The organism is Achromobacter sp. UMC46, assembly GCF_014170335.1.
Lineage (GTDB): Bacteria > Pseudomonadota > Gammaproteobacteria > Burkholderiales > Burkholderiaceae_B > Achromobacter.
Map to the genome: position 1 here is coordinate 1 of NZ_LZZS01000012.1, position 14519 is coordinate 14519.

The following is a 14519-nucleotide window of genomic DNA, read 5'->3' on the forward strand; positions in this document are numbered from 1 at the left end:
ATTCCGGGGTGGGGCTAACGGAGTTCTTTTGACGCCGGGCGCCCCGTGGGCGGGGGGTGGCTGCTGGAAGGGTTTGGCGCGCCCGCCCGCAAAGGCCGCCCTGCGCGGCCTTTTCGGGCATACGTGGTGGCTTGGCGTGGGGTTTTGTTGGCGCTTCGTTGCTGGCGCGTTGTTGTTAGCGCTGGTTGCGAGTTGCTGGTTGTGGTCGCGGTTGACTGGGGGCTTATGCGGTCAGCGCTATTTGCCAGGCGGCCAGTTTCTTCTCGAAGGACGCGGCGGCGTGGGCGGGGCTGGTGGACGGCAGATCGACGTATTCCAGGTTTGCCCGGGCTAGCCTGGGCAGTACGTGGCGGCGGTATAGCGTGGCGGCCTTGCCGCCGTTGAAGCAGATGCGGGTGATGGCCGGGTGGGTGGCCAGGAACGCGGCGAAGTCGTTGGGGACGAGCGTGTCATGGCGGATGTCGGCGTCCAGGCTGCCGGGGCGTTCACAGGCTTGCAGGACGTCCCATAGGGCGACGCCTGCGGTTTGCAAGGCGTGCAGGCGCTGCGGGTAGTCCAGGGCGGGATCGAAACCCAGGACGCGGGCCGCGATGGGCCAGAACGCGTTGCGGGGGTGGGCGTAGTAGCGGGCTTGCTTGAGCGAGGCCACGCCGGGCATGGAGCCCAGCACCAGCACCCTTGAGCCAGGGGTTGCGACGGGGGCAAAGCCCGTGACCCGATCGTTGCGCCCTTGCGGCGCGGCATCCACGCGTTGTTCCATCCGGGAAGGATACGTCAGGCGGCAGGGATGCCCCTTTCATCGTCCGATCCATGGAACAGTGCTTACCAATGGGGGGGACTACCGAAAGCAGCGTTCCGCCCTTATCTTTAACCCTATGACGAACGGCCCCGCAGGGGCCGCGCAATAGGAATAGACGCCATGAAGAAGATCCTCGGTTTGCATGCCGCTCCCCGCCCCCACTGGGTCGGCGACGGCTTCCCGGTGCGCTCGATGTTCTCTTACAACGACAAAGGCAAGAACGTCAGCCCGTTCCTGCTGCTGGATTACGCCGGCCCGGCCAAGTTCGAGCCGGCCGACCAGCCGCGCGGCGTGGGCCAGCACCCCCATCGCGGTTTTGAGACCGTGACCATCGTCTACAGCGGCGAAGTCGAGCACCGCGATTCCACCGGCAACGGTGGCGTCATCGGTCCCGGCGACGTGCAATGGATGACGGCGGGCTCCGGCATCCTGCATGAGGAATTCCATTCCCCCGCGTTCACCCGTTCGGGCGGCGAACTGGAAATGGTGCAGCTGTGGGTCAACCTGCCCGCCCGGGACAAGACCGCGCCGGCGGGTTACCAGGGCATCCTCAATGCGGACATCCCCGTGGTGGCGCTGCCGGACGGTGCCGGCTCGCTGCGGGTGATCGCGGGCAGCTTCGCGGGCCAGGCCGGTCCGGCACGCACCTTCACGCCTATGGACGTGTGGGATGTGCGCCTGAATGCGGGCAAGGCCGCGACCTTCCCCGTCGCCGCGGGCCGCAACAGCATGCTGGTGATGCTGCGCGGCACGGTGCTGGTCAACGGCGAATCCGTCGCCCGCGACGCGCATCTGGCGTTGTTCTCGCAGGACGGGGAAGACATCACGGTCGAAGCCAACAACGACGCCGTGTTCCTGATCCTGAGCGGCGAGCCGATCGATGAGCCGGTGGTGGGATACGGTCCGTTCGTGATGAACTCGCAAGCGGAAATCGTGGAAGCCATCCAGGACTTCAACGCCGGCCGCTACGGGAAGATGCACTGACGCCGGCTAAGCCGTACGCAAAAAACCGCAGCCCCGGCTGCGGTTTTTTGCATTCCGCGGATACGCAGTGCGGAAAACGGCCAACGCCCCCCGCTTCGGGACGGGTTTTCCACCAGTCCGCGGCGCACGGCGCAGCCTTACTATCGAAGCCGTCAAGGCCCCCACGCGGGAGGAACCCCCAGCCATGCTCAATCCGACGCTGTCCGCCACCCGCACGTCCTGGCCGCCTGCCGCGCCACGCATCGAGTCTGTCCTGGGGCAGCCCGCGCAGCAGTTGTTCGCGTCGGGCGATCTGGACGAAGCCCGCTCCATGGTCGGCCGCGTGATGCGGCCGCACCAACTCGGCGTGGTGGGCACGGCCCAGCGCCTTGACGCCCGCATGCATCACCAGGCGCTGGGCGAGGTCTCGCTGAACCGCCTGCGCTACGGCGCCCATGTCGAAATCCGTCCCGGCCCGCTGGAAGATTTCTTCCTGGTGCAGATGCCCTTGTCGGGATCGGCACGCATCAGCAGCGGCCCCCAGCAGGTGGACTCCACGCCGGATGTCGCATCAGTCGTCAGTCCCGACGACGACCTGGCCATGCGCTGGAGCGACGATAGCGACCAGTTCATGCTTCGCGTGGGCCGCTCGCTGCTGGAGCGCACGCTGGTGGGCCAATTGGGCGGCACGCTGGACCGGCCGCTGCGCTTCCAGCTGGGTTTCCGCTGGCGCGATTGCCCGGCGTGGCGCTGCTTGATGACTTATTTGCTGGACTGTTCGACGGAACACGCGGACCTGGCGACGCACAAGCTGATCGTGCACCAGATGGAGCAACTGGTCGCCGCCACCCTGCTGTCCACCCATCCGCACAACTACACCTGTGTGCCGCCCGGCCGCCGCGCCGCGGTGCTGCCGCGCCATGTGCGCAGCGTGCAGGACTATCTGCAAGCCCATGCGCACGAACCCGTCTGCGCCGAGCAACTGGCCCGCATTGCCGGCGTCAGCGTGCGCAGCCTGTATGCGGGGTTCAAGGAATTCCTGGACGTCAGCCCGATGCATTACCTGCGCGACCTGCGCATGGAGCGCGCCCGTGCCGAACTGCTGTCGGGAGAAAGCCACAATATCGCCAGCGTCGCGCTGCGCTGGGGCTTTGCGCACATGGGCCGCTTCAGCGCCGGATACAAGGCGCGCTATGGAGAAAGCCCGAGCCAGAGCCTGCGTCGTTGCGGGTGAAGTAACAATAATGAGAATTGATCTTGTTATAGTGGCGCCTGGTTTCCCGGATTGCTTGCGCCGCCATGTCACACCCCCACTCCGAAATCGAAGGCCTGTACCAGGCGCACCACGGCTGGCTGCGCGGCTGGCTGGCGCGGCGCCTCAATAACGCCTGCGATGCCGCCGATCTGGCGCAGGACGCCTTTGTGCGCCTGCTGGCCACGCCGCGCGGATTCGACTCGCCCCAAGGCGCCCGCGCCTATCTGCGCGCCATGGGCAACGGGCTGTGCATCGACCTGTGGCGGCGCCGCGAGGTCGAACGCGCCTGGCACGAGACGCTGCTGCACAGCGCGGCGGCGCCCTCGCCCGAACAGCAGGCCATCGTGGTCGAGACCCTGCTGGAAGTAGGCGCCTTGCTGCGGCGGCTGCCGCCCAAGGTGGCCGAGGCGTTCGTGCTGGCGCAAGTCGAAGGTCTGAAGTACCGCGAGATCGCTGAACGCCTGGCGGTGTCCGAGCGGATGATCAAGAAGTACCTGGCCCAGGCGCTGGTGCACTGCGTGTTGCTGGAAGCCGAGTTCGATGCGGCCATGCCGCGCTGGACGCCCATGCTGGAGCACGAATGAACGCCGTCGCGTGGCACCAGGCATTGCAGGAGGCCGCCGACTGGTACGTCTGCCTGCATGACGAGGACGTCTCGCCTCAGGACCGCCAAGCGTGGGACGGCTGGCTGCGCGGTCACGCGCTGCATCGCGCCGCCTGGGACCAGGTGACTGCGGCCGGACAGCGCTTTGCCGGCCTGCGCGGCCAGGACGCGCCGCAAGCCCTTGCCGCCGGCTTGCGTGCGGCGGCGGCGCCCGCGCCCGCACGGCGGCGCGCGCTGCGCACACTGGCCGGGCTGGCGGTGGCGGGCACATCGGGTTGGCTGGCCTGGCGCCACACCCCGCTGCGCGACCAGGTGCTGGCCTGGAACGCTGACTACCGCACGGGCGTCGGTGAAATACGGCATGTGCGGCTGGCCGACAGCAGCCAGCTATGGCTCGATACCGCCAGCGCGGCCGACTTCGCCATCGACGCCGCGCAACGCAGCCTGACGTTGCGGCAAGGCACCGTCGTCATTGAAACCGCGCCCGACAGCGAACGGCCATTCGTGGTCGGGACGCCCCAGGGCGCGATGCGGGCCCTGGGCACGCGCTTCCTGGTCCGGCGCGATTCGGCCGACCAGGTCCATCTGGCCGTCTTCGACGGCGCGGTGGAAATACGCCTGGCCGCCAATGGCGAACGCCTCGTGATCCCGCGCGGCCGCCAGGCGGACTTCCAACGCGACCGCATCGGCGCGCCATCCGCCGCCGACACCGCCCAGGCGACGTGGCAATCGGGAATGCTGACCGTCGACAACGTGCGCCTGGCGGATTTCCTTGCCCAGTTGTCGCGCTATCGCCGCGGCCATCTGGCCGCGCATCCCGATGTGGCGGACCTGCGCGTCATGGGCACCTTCCCGCTTCCCGACACAGACTCCGCCCTGGCGATGCTGGGCGACGCGCTGCCCGTCCGCGTGCAGCGCACGCTGCCGTGGTGGGTGACGGTCGAGCCGCGCTGAACGGCAGCCGGTTCCCTTTTTCGGTTCTCGTTCGATCTGTATGGGAAGGCGCCACGAAAGCGTGGCGCCAGGAACCTACGCCATCCCTATGCCGAACCCGCCATTTCGCCCTGCCCTGCTGTTGACCGCCCTGCTGGCCTGCGCTCCGCTCGCGCCCTTGCCCGCGCTGGCGCAGCCCGCCCCCAACACGCAAATGTTGGATTTCGCCATCGCCGCCGGCCCGCTCGGCCCGGCTATCAACCAGTTCGCCCGCCGCGCCGGCATTTTCCTGGGCGGCGCCGGCGCGTTGACCGAAGGCCGCCAGACGCCCGGCCTGAACGGCCGCTACACCGTCGAACAGGGCCTGGCCCAGCTGCTGTCGGGTGCTGGGCTGGAAGCGCGCGAAAGCGCGCCGGGCCACTACGTGCTGCGCCCGATCGCCGGCACCGCCACGCTGGAACCCGTGACCGTGACCGGCGCCCATGACGCCACGGGCGCTTTCGTGGCCGAAGAAAGCGTCAGCGCCACCAAGACCGACATCCCGCTGATGGAAACCCCGCGTTCGGTCAGCGTGGTGACCCGCGCGCAACTGGATGCCCGCGGCGTGGTGACCATGCCGGAAGCCGTGCGCTATTCGGCTGGCGTGGGCACCGGCAGCGCCGGCTTCGATCCGCGTTTCGACCAGATTTCGATCCGCGGCTTCCCGGTCAACACCAGCGGCGACTACCTGGGCGGCCTGCGCCAGACGCCCGGGTCCTACGCCTACTTCCGCACCGACCCCTACACGCTGGAGCGCGTCGACATCGTCAAGGGACCGATGTCGGTGCTGTACGGCCAGGGCACGCCCGGCGGCCTGGTCAACCGCGTGTCGAAGCGTCCGCTTGACGAACCCTTGCGTGAAATCATGGTGATGGGCGGGACCAAGGACCGCAAGCAGGTCGCGTTCGACATCGCCGACCAGTTCAACGACGCCGGCACGGCGCGCTTCCGGCTGACCGGCCTGACCCGGCGCGGCGAACACGACCGCATGATCGCCGACGACCGCGACGTGTTCGCGCCCGCGTTCGATTTCAAGCTTGGCGACAAGACCACGCTGACCGTGCTGGGCCAGTACATCCGCGACGAAACGGATGCCAACGTCGGCATGTATACGGACCCGGAGGGCAAGGTCACGCACATCCGCGTCAGCGACCCGCGTTACGACCACCAGCGCCAGACGCAGTACCAACTGGGCTACGAGCTGGCCTATCGGCACAACGACGCGCTGACGTTGCGCCAGCAGGTGCGGTACGGCCACATCGACCTGGACGCGCGCTATCTGTCGGGCGGCGCCCTGCAGCCGGGCACGCGCCTGCTGAACCGCAGCGCCTGGTCGGTCGAGAGCACGGTGCAGAACGTGCTGATCGACAACAACGCCCAGCTGCGCCTGGATACGGGCAACGTGAAGCACCAGCTGCTGGCGGGCTTCGACTACCAGCGGCTGAATTGGGACCAGGGCGTGGGCATGCTGGCCAACGGCTATCCGGCGCTGGACCTGGACAACCCGCAGTACGGCTATGTGCCCGGCCCGACGCCGCCCTACAACCTGGTGTCGGTCGACCAGCGCAACACGCAATACGGCTTCTACCTGTCGGATCAGGCCAGCATCGGCCAATGGCGCCTGAACCTGAGCGGCCGGTATGACATCGCGCAGCTGCATTCGCAAGACCGCCTGAACGGCGGCGACCCGACGCGCAAGAAAGACAACGCCTTCACCTGGCAGGCGGGCGCGCTCTATCTGACCGACAGCGGCCTGGCGCCCTACGTCAGCTATGTGACCTCGTTCGCGCCCAACACCAGCCTGGATGCCTCCGGAAAGCCACTGGACCCGACGCACGGCGCGCAGATTGAAGCCGGCGTGAAGTACCAGCCGCAAGGCAGCCGCAGCTATGTCACGCTGGCGGCTTATCAGATCAAGGAGAAAGACGCCGTGCGCGTCGTGCCGGCCACGCCTTATTCGGAATTGGCGGGCGCGATCCGTTCGCGCGGCGTCGAACTGGAAGCGGTGGCGGAACTGCGCACCGGCGTGCAACTGGTGGCCAACTACAGCTACAACCGCGGCAAGATCACCGGCAGCAACGATCCCGCCGAAGTCGGCAAGACGCCCAGCTACCAGCCGCGCCATACCGCCGCGCTGTGGCTGGACTATCGCCTGCCGCAAGGCCCGCTGGCCGGCGTCGGGCTGGGTGCGGGCGTGCGCTACGTGGGCAGCAGCTACGGCAACGTGCAGAACACCATGCACAACGATGCCGCCACGCTGTTCGACCTGGCCTTGAGCTACGAGCCGGGCGACCGCCATCCCTCGCTGAAGGGCTGGATGGCGATGCTGAGCATTCAAAACGTCGCCGACAAAGAGACCACCGTCTGCGACGGCGGCTACTGCTATCTGGGCGTCGGCCGGCAAGTCATGGGCAGCCTGAGGTACCGCTGGTGAGCGGCCTGACACGCCGCCGCTGGCTGACCGGCGCCGCCGCGCTGGCCGCCTGGCCGGCCCTTGCCGCGCGGGGGGCGTTTGCCGCCGCCCCCCGCGCCAGCCTGCCGGATACGCAGCAGTTCGACCTGGACGCACCGGGCGGCGCCTACCGCATCCAGGTGCTGGCGCCACGCCGCAAGCCCCGGCGCAGCGCGGGCCATCCGGTGCTGTACCTGCTGGACGGCAATGCGTTCTTCGGCGCCTATTACGATGCCGCGCGGCTGCAGGACGACTTGGCGGGCGACGCGATCGTGGTGGCGGTCGGCTATCCCAGCGACGGGCCGTTCGACTTCCTGCGCCGTTCGTACGACTTCTCGCCGCCCTTGCCGCCCGGCACTGTCCCGCCCGCCGGCCAGCCGCCGCTGGGCGGCGAACTGGCCCTGCACGCCTTCCTGGCCGATGTGCTGCTGCCGGACATCGCCGCGCGCTTCCCCGTCGATGCGCGCCGGCAGATCCTGCTGGGCCATTCGTTCGGCGGCATGTATGCGCTGGCCATGCTGTACGCCCGCCCGGCCGTGTTCGGGCAGATCGTGGCGATCAGCCCGTCCATCTGGTGGCAGGACCATTACCTGCTGCCGCGCGAGCGCGAGTTCGTGGCGCGCGCCCAGGCCGGCGAAATCGCGCTCAGCAACAAGCGCCTGCTGCTGATCGCGGGCGGCGCGGAAAGCCCGCAGACCGTCCAGGAAACGCGGTCGCTCGCGCAGCGCCTGGACACCGCATTGTCGGGCCGCGGCCTGGGCGTCGACTACGCGGAACTGCCCGACGAAACGCACATGTCCGTGCCGGTCGCCGCCGCGACGACCGTGTTGCGGCACGTGCTGAGCGCGCGCTGGTCGTAGGGCAGCCGCTGTTCCGGCGGGACCATGCTTGCGGACAAGGGTTTTGTCCTGCCTTAGAACGGAATCGCCAGTTTCACGTACAGCTGCGAGCCCTCGGGGCGGTTCTTCACCTTGAATTCCTGCTGCCACTTCGCGGTGAACAACCAGCCCTTGTCATTCAGGTAGCGCACCGACGGGCCGACGCCAAACGCGCGCGCCCGGCCGGCCGCGCTGTTCGGACCGCTGTCGTCCGTCACCTGCTGGAAGGCGTGGCCGCCCACCCCCAGCACCCATCCCTTGCCCACGCCCCAGCCCAACGCGTAGTCGGCGTGGATGGCCTGCCCGGAACGGGTGTCCGTGGCGGAGTTGCGGAAGTTGAAGTCGTACATCAACTTCAGGTCGGCGTTGAAGCCGTCGGGGCTGATCCGGCTGAGCGCGAACACGGGCTGGGCGGTCCAGTAGTTCTTGCCCAGGCTGGACGGGTCATTGCGGTCGTACTCCCCCGTAGGCGCATACATGTCCAGCCCGACCACGTAATGCAGCGCCGGCGACACGTGATAGCCCAGCGCCACGCCCAGCGTCATGTCGCCCAGCCCGGTGCTGCGGTAGCGTTCGCCGGCCGCCTTGAACGTGACGTCCAGCAGCGGCGCAATCGCGTGGAAAGCCAGTTGCCCGCCCATCACCTGCTGTTCGGTCACCCAGATCAGCCGCGGCGCCAGCACGTTGACATCCACCTTGAAGCCCGGCACCGGCACGCGCTCGCCGTCGTTGCCGCGCAGCGTGTCGTAGCGCGCCCCGCCGCCGTAGACCAGCATGTGCACGCCGGGCGGCGGCAGCGCGCCCGACATGAAGTTCTCCAAGCCGTCGGGATAGATGCCCAGCCCGCCGCCCTCGGTCGCGTGGGCCGCCGTGCCGGCCAGCGACAGTGCCACGGCACAGGCCAGCAGCCGGGGTTCAAGGTGTCTGCTCATGTTCCGCTCCTGCCCCTGCGGGGCGCCAGATGTTGCGCGACGAGATAGCCGGAGCCGCCGCCCAGGCCGGGGCCTGGATGGGTGGCGGCGCCGATATGGAAAAGGTTGGAGAGCGGCGTCCGGTGCCCGCGCGCGCCCTGGCTGCCCGCGAAGGGCCGCAGCCAAAAGAACTGGTCGGGCGAGCACACGCCCGAATAGGGATCGCCGCCGACCAGATTGCAGTTCAGGCCTTCAAGGTCCGCCGGCGAATAGCTGCGGCGGCCGACGATGCGCCGTGCCAGACCGGGCATGACCGGTTCCAGCCGCGCCTGCACGCGGTCGGCGACCGCCTCGCGCAAAACCGTGTTCCAGCGCCCGTCTTCGGGCGCCGCGATCTCGCCCAAGGCGTCGCCTTTGACGCGCACCGGCAATTCCTGCATCTGCACCCACAGGATCCAGCCGCCCGCCGGCGCACGGGTCGGGTCCACCGCCACGGGCTGGCCGATGGCCAGCGTGGGGCGCGCCGGCAACAGGCCGTTGTTCGCTTCCGTCACCGACGCGCATACCTGCTCCATGCTCTCGGTCAGGTGCACCAGCGGCACGTGCCGCAATTCGGGCGTCACCCAATCGGGCGGCGCATCCAGCGCGAAATGGATCTGCATGCCGCCGCGGCCGAAGCGATAGCCCTCGGCGCGCCGGCGCACGGGTTCGGGCGCGCCGGGCAGCAGTTGCCCGTACAACTGCCCTGGCGTCACGTTGCAGACCACCGCCTCGGCGGCCCGGTATTCGCGGCCGTCCGCCACCACGCCGGTCGCGCGGCGGCGGCGGCCATCGCCCCGGGTCAGGATCCGTTCGACCGCGGTGCCAGTCAGCAGACGGCCGCCGTTCCGTTCTATCACCGTCGCCAGCGCATCCACCACGCCGCTGCCCCCGCCCTTCACCACCGGCATGCCGCCGGCCACCACGGCCGCGAACGTCAGCTTGCCGATCAAGGCGGAACACGCGTCGTCGGGGCCCAGCCCCGTGTGCAGCACCCAGGGCGCGATCAAGGCGCGAGCGGTATCGGACCGCAATTCACGCTCTGCCCAGCGGCGGAACGGTTCCATCGAATCGGCGGCGAATGCCGCCAGTCCGTCCATGCCGCGCTTGCGCCATTCCTTGAACAACAGCTTGAGCATGCCCGTGCCGTACGGGTTCTGCCCCAACAGGCCAAACGTCAGCGCCGCGTCCTCGCCGAACAGCCGCTGCGCCATCGCGCCGAAGGCCGCGCCGTCCCCCGCCGCCCACGCGTCCAAGCGCCGCGCGCTGTCCGGGATATCCTGCTTCAACGCCAAGCCGGATCCGTCAGGCCGCACCAGCCCCGTCGTGTATTCCCCTTGCATGAATTCCAGCCCGGCTTCGGCCAGCGCGGGCTTCAGCGCCGCATAGGCCGGACTGCCCATGAACAACGGATACCAGCACGACAGCACGTCGTGGCGGTAGCCGGGGAACAGCTCTTCGGTGCGGATGCATCCGCCCAGGCGGTCGTTGCGCTCCAGCACCAGCACCGATTTGCCGCGCTGCGCCAACAGCGCGGCGCACACCAGCGAGTTCATTCCGCTGCCGACGATGACGACCTGCGCGTCTGACGCTGTGGCCATGAATCACTCCAATCGAGGAAGGCCGCTACGCGGCGGTCAGCGCGGTGAAGCGCCCGGCATGGAACACCAGCGGCGTCGCCGCCACACTGGCCACGCGCAGCACACGCCCGAACAGCAGCAGGTGGTCGCCGGCGGCGTTCTGCTGGTCGTTCGCGCACACCAGGGTGGCGACGGCCCCTGCGATGGCGGGCACGCCTTCCGGCACTTCATGCAGCGGCGTGCCATCGAACTTGTCGGCCACGGCCGAACTGGCGAAGCGCATCGCCAGCGCTTCCTGGCCGCAGGCCAGCACGCTGATGGTGAAGTGGCTGCAATCGCGGAACGTCGCCAGGTTGGGCGAATGGTTCACCAGGCTCCACAACACCAGCGGCGGGTCCAGCGACAGGGAGGCGAAGGAGTTGATGGTCAGGCCGACGTTGCGGCCGTCCGGGCAGCGCGTGGCCACGATGGCCACCCCCGTCGGATAGCTGCCCAGCACGCCGCGCAGGACCTTGGGATGCAGATCGGTGCTGCCCCAGTCCAGCGGCGCCGTCATGCCGCCGCCCGCGCCGCCTTGGAGGCGATGAACGCGTCGCACGCGACATCGTCGCGCCACCACGGGAAGAACGACGGCGGATGATTAAAGCCGTTGGCGATGGCGGCGGCCAGCGCGGGCGAATCCTCCGCGGCCTTCAAGAGCTTGAGCAGATGCGGCGCGGGCGGCATCAGCATCGAATTGGTCCATTCCACCACCGCGCCGCCGTAGTCCCAGAAACGCTCGAAGGTCCGCTGCATCCAGTCGGCCGTGAAGGCGGCGTCGCCATGCGCCAGGATCGCCTCCAGGTACACCGCGCAAGCCTTGGTCGCATTGTTGGAGCCCTGCCCGGTGATCGGGTCGTTGGTCACCACCGCATCGCCCAGGCCGAACACCCGCCGCCCGGACGGCAGCGTCATCACCGGCTTGCGCACCGTGGGCGCGAAACTGCCGGCCAGGATGCCGTTGGCGTCGGTCAGTTCCACGCCATGGCAGCGGTCGGCCTCCCAGGGCAGGTAGGTGCGCAGGATGTCCAGGCTCTGCGCCAGATGCGCCTGCGGCGACTTGATGTCGCGCCAGCAATCCATCGGCCCGCCGGGGATGCCCTCGAACACCATGATTTCGCACGGGCCGCCCGTCGTCAGGGCCGGGAACACGAAGTATTCGCCCACGCCGGGAATCAGGTTGAAGGCAACGCGCGAGTAGTCCGGCGCCGGACGCATGCCGGCAACGTAGGTCAGCGCCAGCGCGCGCTGCGGCCGGTCGAACTGCGACCGTTGCGCGTCGCGCTCGAATAGCTTGACGACATCGCCCTTGCCAGCGGCCAACAGCACCAGATCGTGTGACGCGGCCAGCAATTCAAGTTCGCCGACCCCGCCGTCCTGGATCAGCAGCCTGCCGCCGCGGGCCGCGAACAATTCCATCCACGCCGGCATCTTGATGCGCTGGTCCACCGCCTGCGCCGGCTTGTCCAGCGGCGCGACCCAGTCGATCAGCTTGTGCCCCGGATGCTCGGGATGCGGCACGGCCAGGCCGATGCCGTCGACGGTCGGACAGTCGGCTTCCCACTGGTTCAGGCCCAAGCCGCGTTCGATCTGCAATGACGCGTCGAACATGCATTGGCTGGACATCACTTTGCCGTTGCGGATGTTGTCCGGGTCGCGGTTGGTGACCACCGTGACCTCATATCCTTTGTCCAACAGGCCCAGGGCCAGGGGCAGTCCGGCCTGGCCGCCGCCCACGATCGCGATTCGACGCATCTCTCTTCTCCTTTCGTTTGCATGGCCCGCCGCCCTTGCCGCGGAGCCGTTCATGGCCTGGGCTTAGTCAGCCAGACGCGGAATCGCAGGCCGCGCCTGCTCCGGCCCCATGGCGGAATAGCCGCCATCCACCGCGTAGTCCGCGCCGGTGACGAAACTGGCATGGTCCGACAGCAGGAACGCGACCACCTCGGCCACTTCGGCCGGATCGCCCGCACGCCCCAGCAAGTGGTAGTCGGCGGCCACGCGGTCGGTCTTGGCGCGGTCGCCGTGCGTCAGTTCGTCCATTACGCGCGACCATGTCCAGCCCGGCGATACCGAATTGACGCGGATGCCGTCGGCGGCGTAGTCCATGGCCAGGCTGCGCGTCACCTGCAGCAGCGCCGCCTTGGAAACCGGATACAGCCACCGCCCGGTCTGCGCGACGCGCGACGAGATGCTGGTGAAATTGACGATGGCGCCGCCGCCGGCGGCAAGCAGATGGGGATGGACCGCGCGGGCCGCCATCACGGCGCTGACCACGTTGACGTCCAGCGCCTGCAACCAATCGGCGCGGCCGGAAGCGGCGCCGTCGTCAAGATAGGTGGCGGCCAGGTTGACCAGGTAGTCGATGCGGCCAAAGTGCGTCGCGGCCTCTGCCACGCCGCGCGCCAATCGCGCGTCGTCCGTGATGTCCACGTGCCAACAGCGCGCGACGGCCTTGTCCGCGCCGGCGACGCGTTCGCCATTGGCGGCGTCGATGTCGAACAGCGCCACGCGCACGCCTTTGTCGCGCAACGCTTGGACCACGCCCGCGCCGATCAACGTAGCGCCGCCGGTCACGATGGCCACCTTGTTTTCCAGACCCTTCATCGCATCACCTCCGCATTGCTGACTGAGTGAGGCGAATACTGACGCTGCGCGCCATGGCGGGCGTAGCCGGATCCGGCAGCCGCTATCCGCGGGCTGCGCTTATTCGGGGGAATTCATGTGCAAGCCGAACACGATGGCCGAAAATCGCGGCCGTTGTCCGTTTTCTGCTGAAGCGCCGCCGCCGACGGCGCGGCGTACTTGCGCGGCGGCGGGAGTTGCGGAGTGTGCACCGGCGGCGGCGCTGGTGCGGGTGCGGGTGCGGGTGCGGGCAGCGCTAGCCGGTCCGCCGCCAGACGCTGGCCAGCCAGGGCTGCTGGTCGCGGGGCAGTCCTTCCGGACGGTAATAGTGTTCCAGCTCTTCGAATCCGGCATCCGCCAACAGGGTGCGCCAGCCGTCCAGGTCGTGATAGACGCCATAGCGCCCACGGTTCCATCCTTCCTGATTGCCGCCCCGCGGGTTGGAACTGAACAGTACGCCGCCCGGCTTCAGCGCGGCGCGCAGCGCACGCAACACCTGGGGCAGTTCCTGACCGGGCACGTGGAACAGCACGGCATTGGCGAAGATGCCGTCAAAGCGTTCCGCGGGCAAAGCCAGTTTCAAGAAGTCCTGGTGCCAGACCTCGCAGCCGCTGGCCGCGCGCGCCATGTCGACAAAGCTGGCCGTTCCGTCCAGCCCCACCGGCCGATGGCCCAGCGCGACGAAAGTCTTCAAGTCGCGGCCGGGGCCGCATCCCAGGTCCAGGATGTCGTAGGGCGGCTTGCCCGGGATATGGCGCAGCAAGGCGGCGATGTTCTGGCTGACATCGTGGTCGCGCGTGCCGGCCTCGAACGATTCCGCGTTCTCTTCATAGTGCGCGAGCGTCAGCGCGCTGATCTTGGCAAGGTCTTCCGGGTCCAGTTTCATGAAGCCATTGTGCCTCGTTCGCCTGCCCCGCGCTGTTCGATCCGCAACCGCGCCCGCCAGGTCGCTTTCCTGCCAGATGTCGCGAAGGTCCAGGAAGTCCAGGACGTAGGGGTCGCGCATGACTAGAGCGGGCGACATCCGCTGGGCATCGCGCAGCGCGTCCAATTCCTGCTCGATCAACGTCTCCGGCTCACGGGACAATGCCGTGCGCTCGTACAACATCGAGCCGATCCGCTCGCGCAGGATTCGAACGCTCCAGCGATCAGTACAAGCCATCTGCGCGTAGAAGTCTCGCTGAAGGGGCTCTTTTAGCGGGATCAGAGCGATAAAGTGCGTCCAGCTCAATTGTCGTATCAGCGATACGACAGTCTTTCCCCGTGTTTAGCATCGGCGATTGCGCGGCTTCGCCAACAGACGTTTTCACTTTCGGTTTCGCCACAATGACTCCTCGGATACCGCGCTTTCCCACGAAGCGCCGGGTGGAAGCCATCATGAAATAGAAAAGCCCGCGCGCCT

13 protein-coding genes and 1 pseudogene are annotated in these 14519 nt (G+C 68.2%); 6 read left to right on the forward strand and 8 right to left on the reverse strand.

Translation table 11 applies throughout. The features are described 5' to 3' along the window. Positions 1-223: 223 nt before the first annotated feature. Complete coding sequence (locus tag A9973_RS12730; RefSeq protein ID WP_183014134.1) at positions 224-760, reverse strand: DNA-deoxyinosine glycosylase; 537 nt, start codon at positions 758-760, stop codon at positions 224-226. A 159-nt stretch (positions 761-919) separates the two neighbouring features. On the opposite strand from A9973_RS12730, the gene A9973_RS12735 reads away from it, so the two are divergent. The 6 genes from A9973_RS12735 (at position 920) to A9973_RS12760 (ending at position 7905) form a co-directional block, all read left to right on the forward strand. Continuing rightward, positions 920-1783 carry a pirin family protein gene (locus A9973_RS12735; protein ID WP_183014135.1) on the forward strand — a complete coding sequence of 288 codons (864 nt, stop codon included), beginning with the start codon at positions 920-922 and terminating at the stop codon, positions 1781-1783. A 184-nt stretch (positions 1784-1967) separates the two neighbouring features. Further along, positions 1968-2996, forward strand: a complete 1029-nt coding sequence (locus A9973_RS12740; RefSeq protein WP_183014136.1) for an AraC family transcriptional regulator — start codon at positions 1968-1970, stop codon at positions 2994-2996. 65 nt (positions 2997-3061) lie between these two features. After that, a complete protein-coding gene (locus A9973_RS12745; RefSeq protein ID WP_183014137.1) occupies positions 3062-3601 on the forward strand; it encodes a sigma-70 family RNA polymerase sigma factor in 540 nt (179 codons plus the stop codon). Then, positions 3598-4575, forward strand: coding sequence for a FecR domain-containing protein (locus tag A9973_RS12750; protein ID WP_183014138.1), 978 nt, complete (start codon positions 3598-3600; stop codon positions 4573-4575). Before A9973_RS12745 ends, A9973_RS12750 begins: the two co-directional genes overlap by 4 nt. An 88-nt stretch (positions 4576-4663) precedes the next feature. Next, positions 4664-7027 (forward strand): TonB-dependent siderophore receptor, encoded by a 2364-nt coding sequence (locus A9973_RS12755; protein WP_183014139.1) that lies wholly within the window; start codon positions 4664-4666, stop codon positions 7025-7027. After that, complete coding sequence (locus tag A9973_RS12760) at positions 7024-7905, forward strand: alpha/beta hydrolase-fold protein (RefSeq protein WP_183014140.1); 882 nt, start codon at positions 7024-7026, stop codon at positions 7903-7905. The genes A9973_RS12755 and A9973_RS12760 overlap by 4 nt, the downstream gene beginning before the upstream one ends. Positions 7906-7958: 53 nt before the next feature. On the opposite strand, the gene A9973_RS12765 is transcribed toward A9973_RS12760, so the two are convergent. The 7 genes and pseudogenes from A9973_RS12765 to A9973_RS30970 all read right to left on the reverse strand — a co-directional run. Next, positions 7959-8855, reverse strand: a complete 897-nt coding sequence (locus A9973_RS12765) for a transporter (protein WP_183014141.1) — start codon at positions 8853-8855, stop codon at positions 7959-7961. Next, a complete protein-coding gene (locus A9973_RS12770; protein ID WP_183014142.1) occupies positions 8852-10474 on the reverse strand; it encodes an NAD(P)/FAD-dependent oxidoreductase in 1623 nt (540 codons plus the stop codon). The genes A9973_RS12765 and A9973_RS12770 overlap by 4 nt, the downstream gene beginning before the upstream one ends. Before the next feature lie 25 nt (positions 10475-10499). After that, positions 10500-11009 (reverse strand): flavin reductase family protein, encoded by a 510-nt coding sequence (locus tag A9973_RS12775; protein ID WP_183014143.1) that lies wholly within the window; start codon positions 11007-11009, stop codon positions 10500-10502. Continuing rightward, on the reverse strand, positions 11006-12247 hold the full coding sequence (locus A9973_RS12780) for a styrene monooxygenase/indole monooxygenase family protein (RefSeq protein WP_183014144.1): 1242 nt from the start codon (positions 12245-12247) through the stop codon (positions 11006-11008). Before A9973_RS12780 ends, A9973_RS12775 begins: the two co-directional genes overlap by 4 nt. A 63-nt stretch (positions 12248-12310) precedes the next feature. Then, on the reverse strand, positions 12311-13099 hold the full coding sequence (locus tag A9973_RS12785; protein WP_183014145.1) for an SDR family oxidoreductase: 789 nt from the start codon (positions 13097-13099) through the stop codon (positions 12311-12313). Between the two features lie 274 nt (positions 13100-13373). Then, positions 13374-14003, reverse strand: a complete 630-nt coding sequence (locus tag A9973_RS30965; RefSeq protein WP_220805498.1) for a class I SAM-dependent methyltransferase — start codon at positions 14001-14003, stop codon at positions 13374-13376. 45 nt (positions 14004-14048) lie between these two features. Then, positions 14049-14369: pseudogene (locus tag A9973_RS30970) on the reverse strand (DUF1016 N-terminal domain-containing protein); the annotation flags it as partial. Positions 14370-14519 lie beyond the last annotated feature (150 nt).

Coding starts and splice junctions, on each gene's coding strand:
- A9973_RS12730 (WP_183014134.1), bottom strand. CDS start 760: ATGGAACAACGCGTGGATGCCGCGCCGCAAGGGCGCAACGATCGGGTC.
- A9973_RS12735 (WP_183014135.1), top strand. CDS start 920: ATGAAGAAGATCCTCGGTTTGCATGCCGCTCCCCGCCCCCACTGGGTC.
- A9973_RS12740 (WP_183014136.1), top strand. CDS start 1,968: ATGCTCAATCCGACGCTGTCCGCCACCCGCACGTCCTGGCCGCCTGCC.
- A9973_RS12745 (WP_183014137.1), top strand. CDS start 3,062: ATGTCACACCCCCACTCCGAAATCGAAGGCCTGTACCAGGCGCACCAC.
- A9973_RS12750 (WP_183014138.1), top strand. CDS start 3,598: ATGAACGCCGTCGCGTGGCACCAGGCATTGCAGGAGGCCGCCGACTGG.
- A9973_RS12755 (WP_183014139.1), top strand. CDS start 4,664: ATGCCGAACCCGCCATTTCGCCCTGCCCTGCTGTTGACCGCCCTGCTG.
- A9973_RS12765 (WP_183014141.1), bottom strand. CDS start 8,855: ATGAGCAGACACCTTGAACCCCGGCTGCTGGCCTGTGCCGTGGCACTG.
- A9973_RS12770 (WP_183014142.1), bottom strand. CDS start 10,474: ATGGCCACAGCGTCAGACGCGCAGGTCGTCATCGTCGGCAGCGGAATG.
- A9973_RS12775 (WP_183014143.1), bottom strand. CDS start 11,009: ATGACGGCGCCGCTGGACTGGGGCAGCACCGATCTGCATCCCAAGGTC.
- A9973_RS12780 (WP_183014144.1), bottom strand. CDS start 12,247: ATGCGTCGAATCGCGATCGTGGGCGGCGGCCAGGCCGGACTGCCCCTG.
- A9973_RS12785 (WP_183014145.1), bottom strand. CDS start 13,099: ATGAAGGGTCTGGAAAACAAGGTGGCCATCGTGACCGGCGGCGCTACG.
- A9973_RS30965 (WP_220805498.1), bottom strand. CDS start 14,003: ATGAAACTGGACCCGGAAGACCTTGCCAAGATCAGCGCGCTGACGCTC.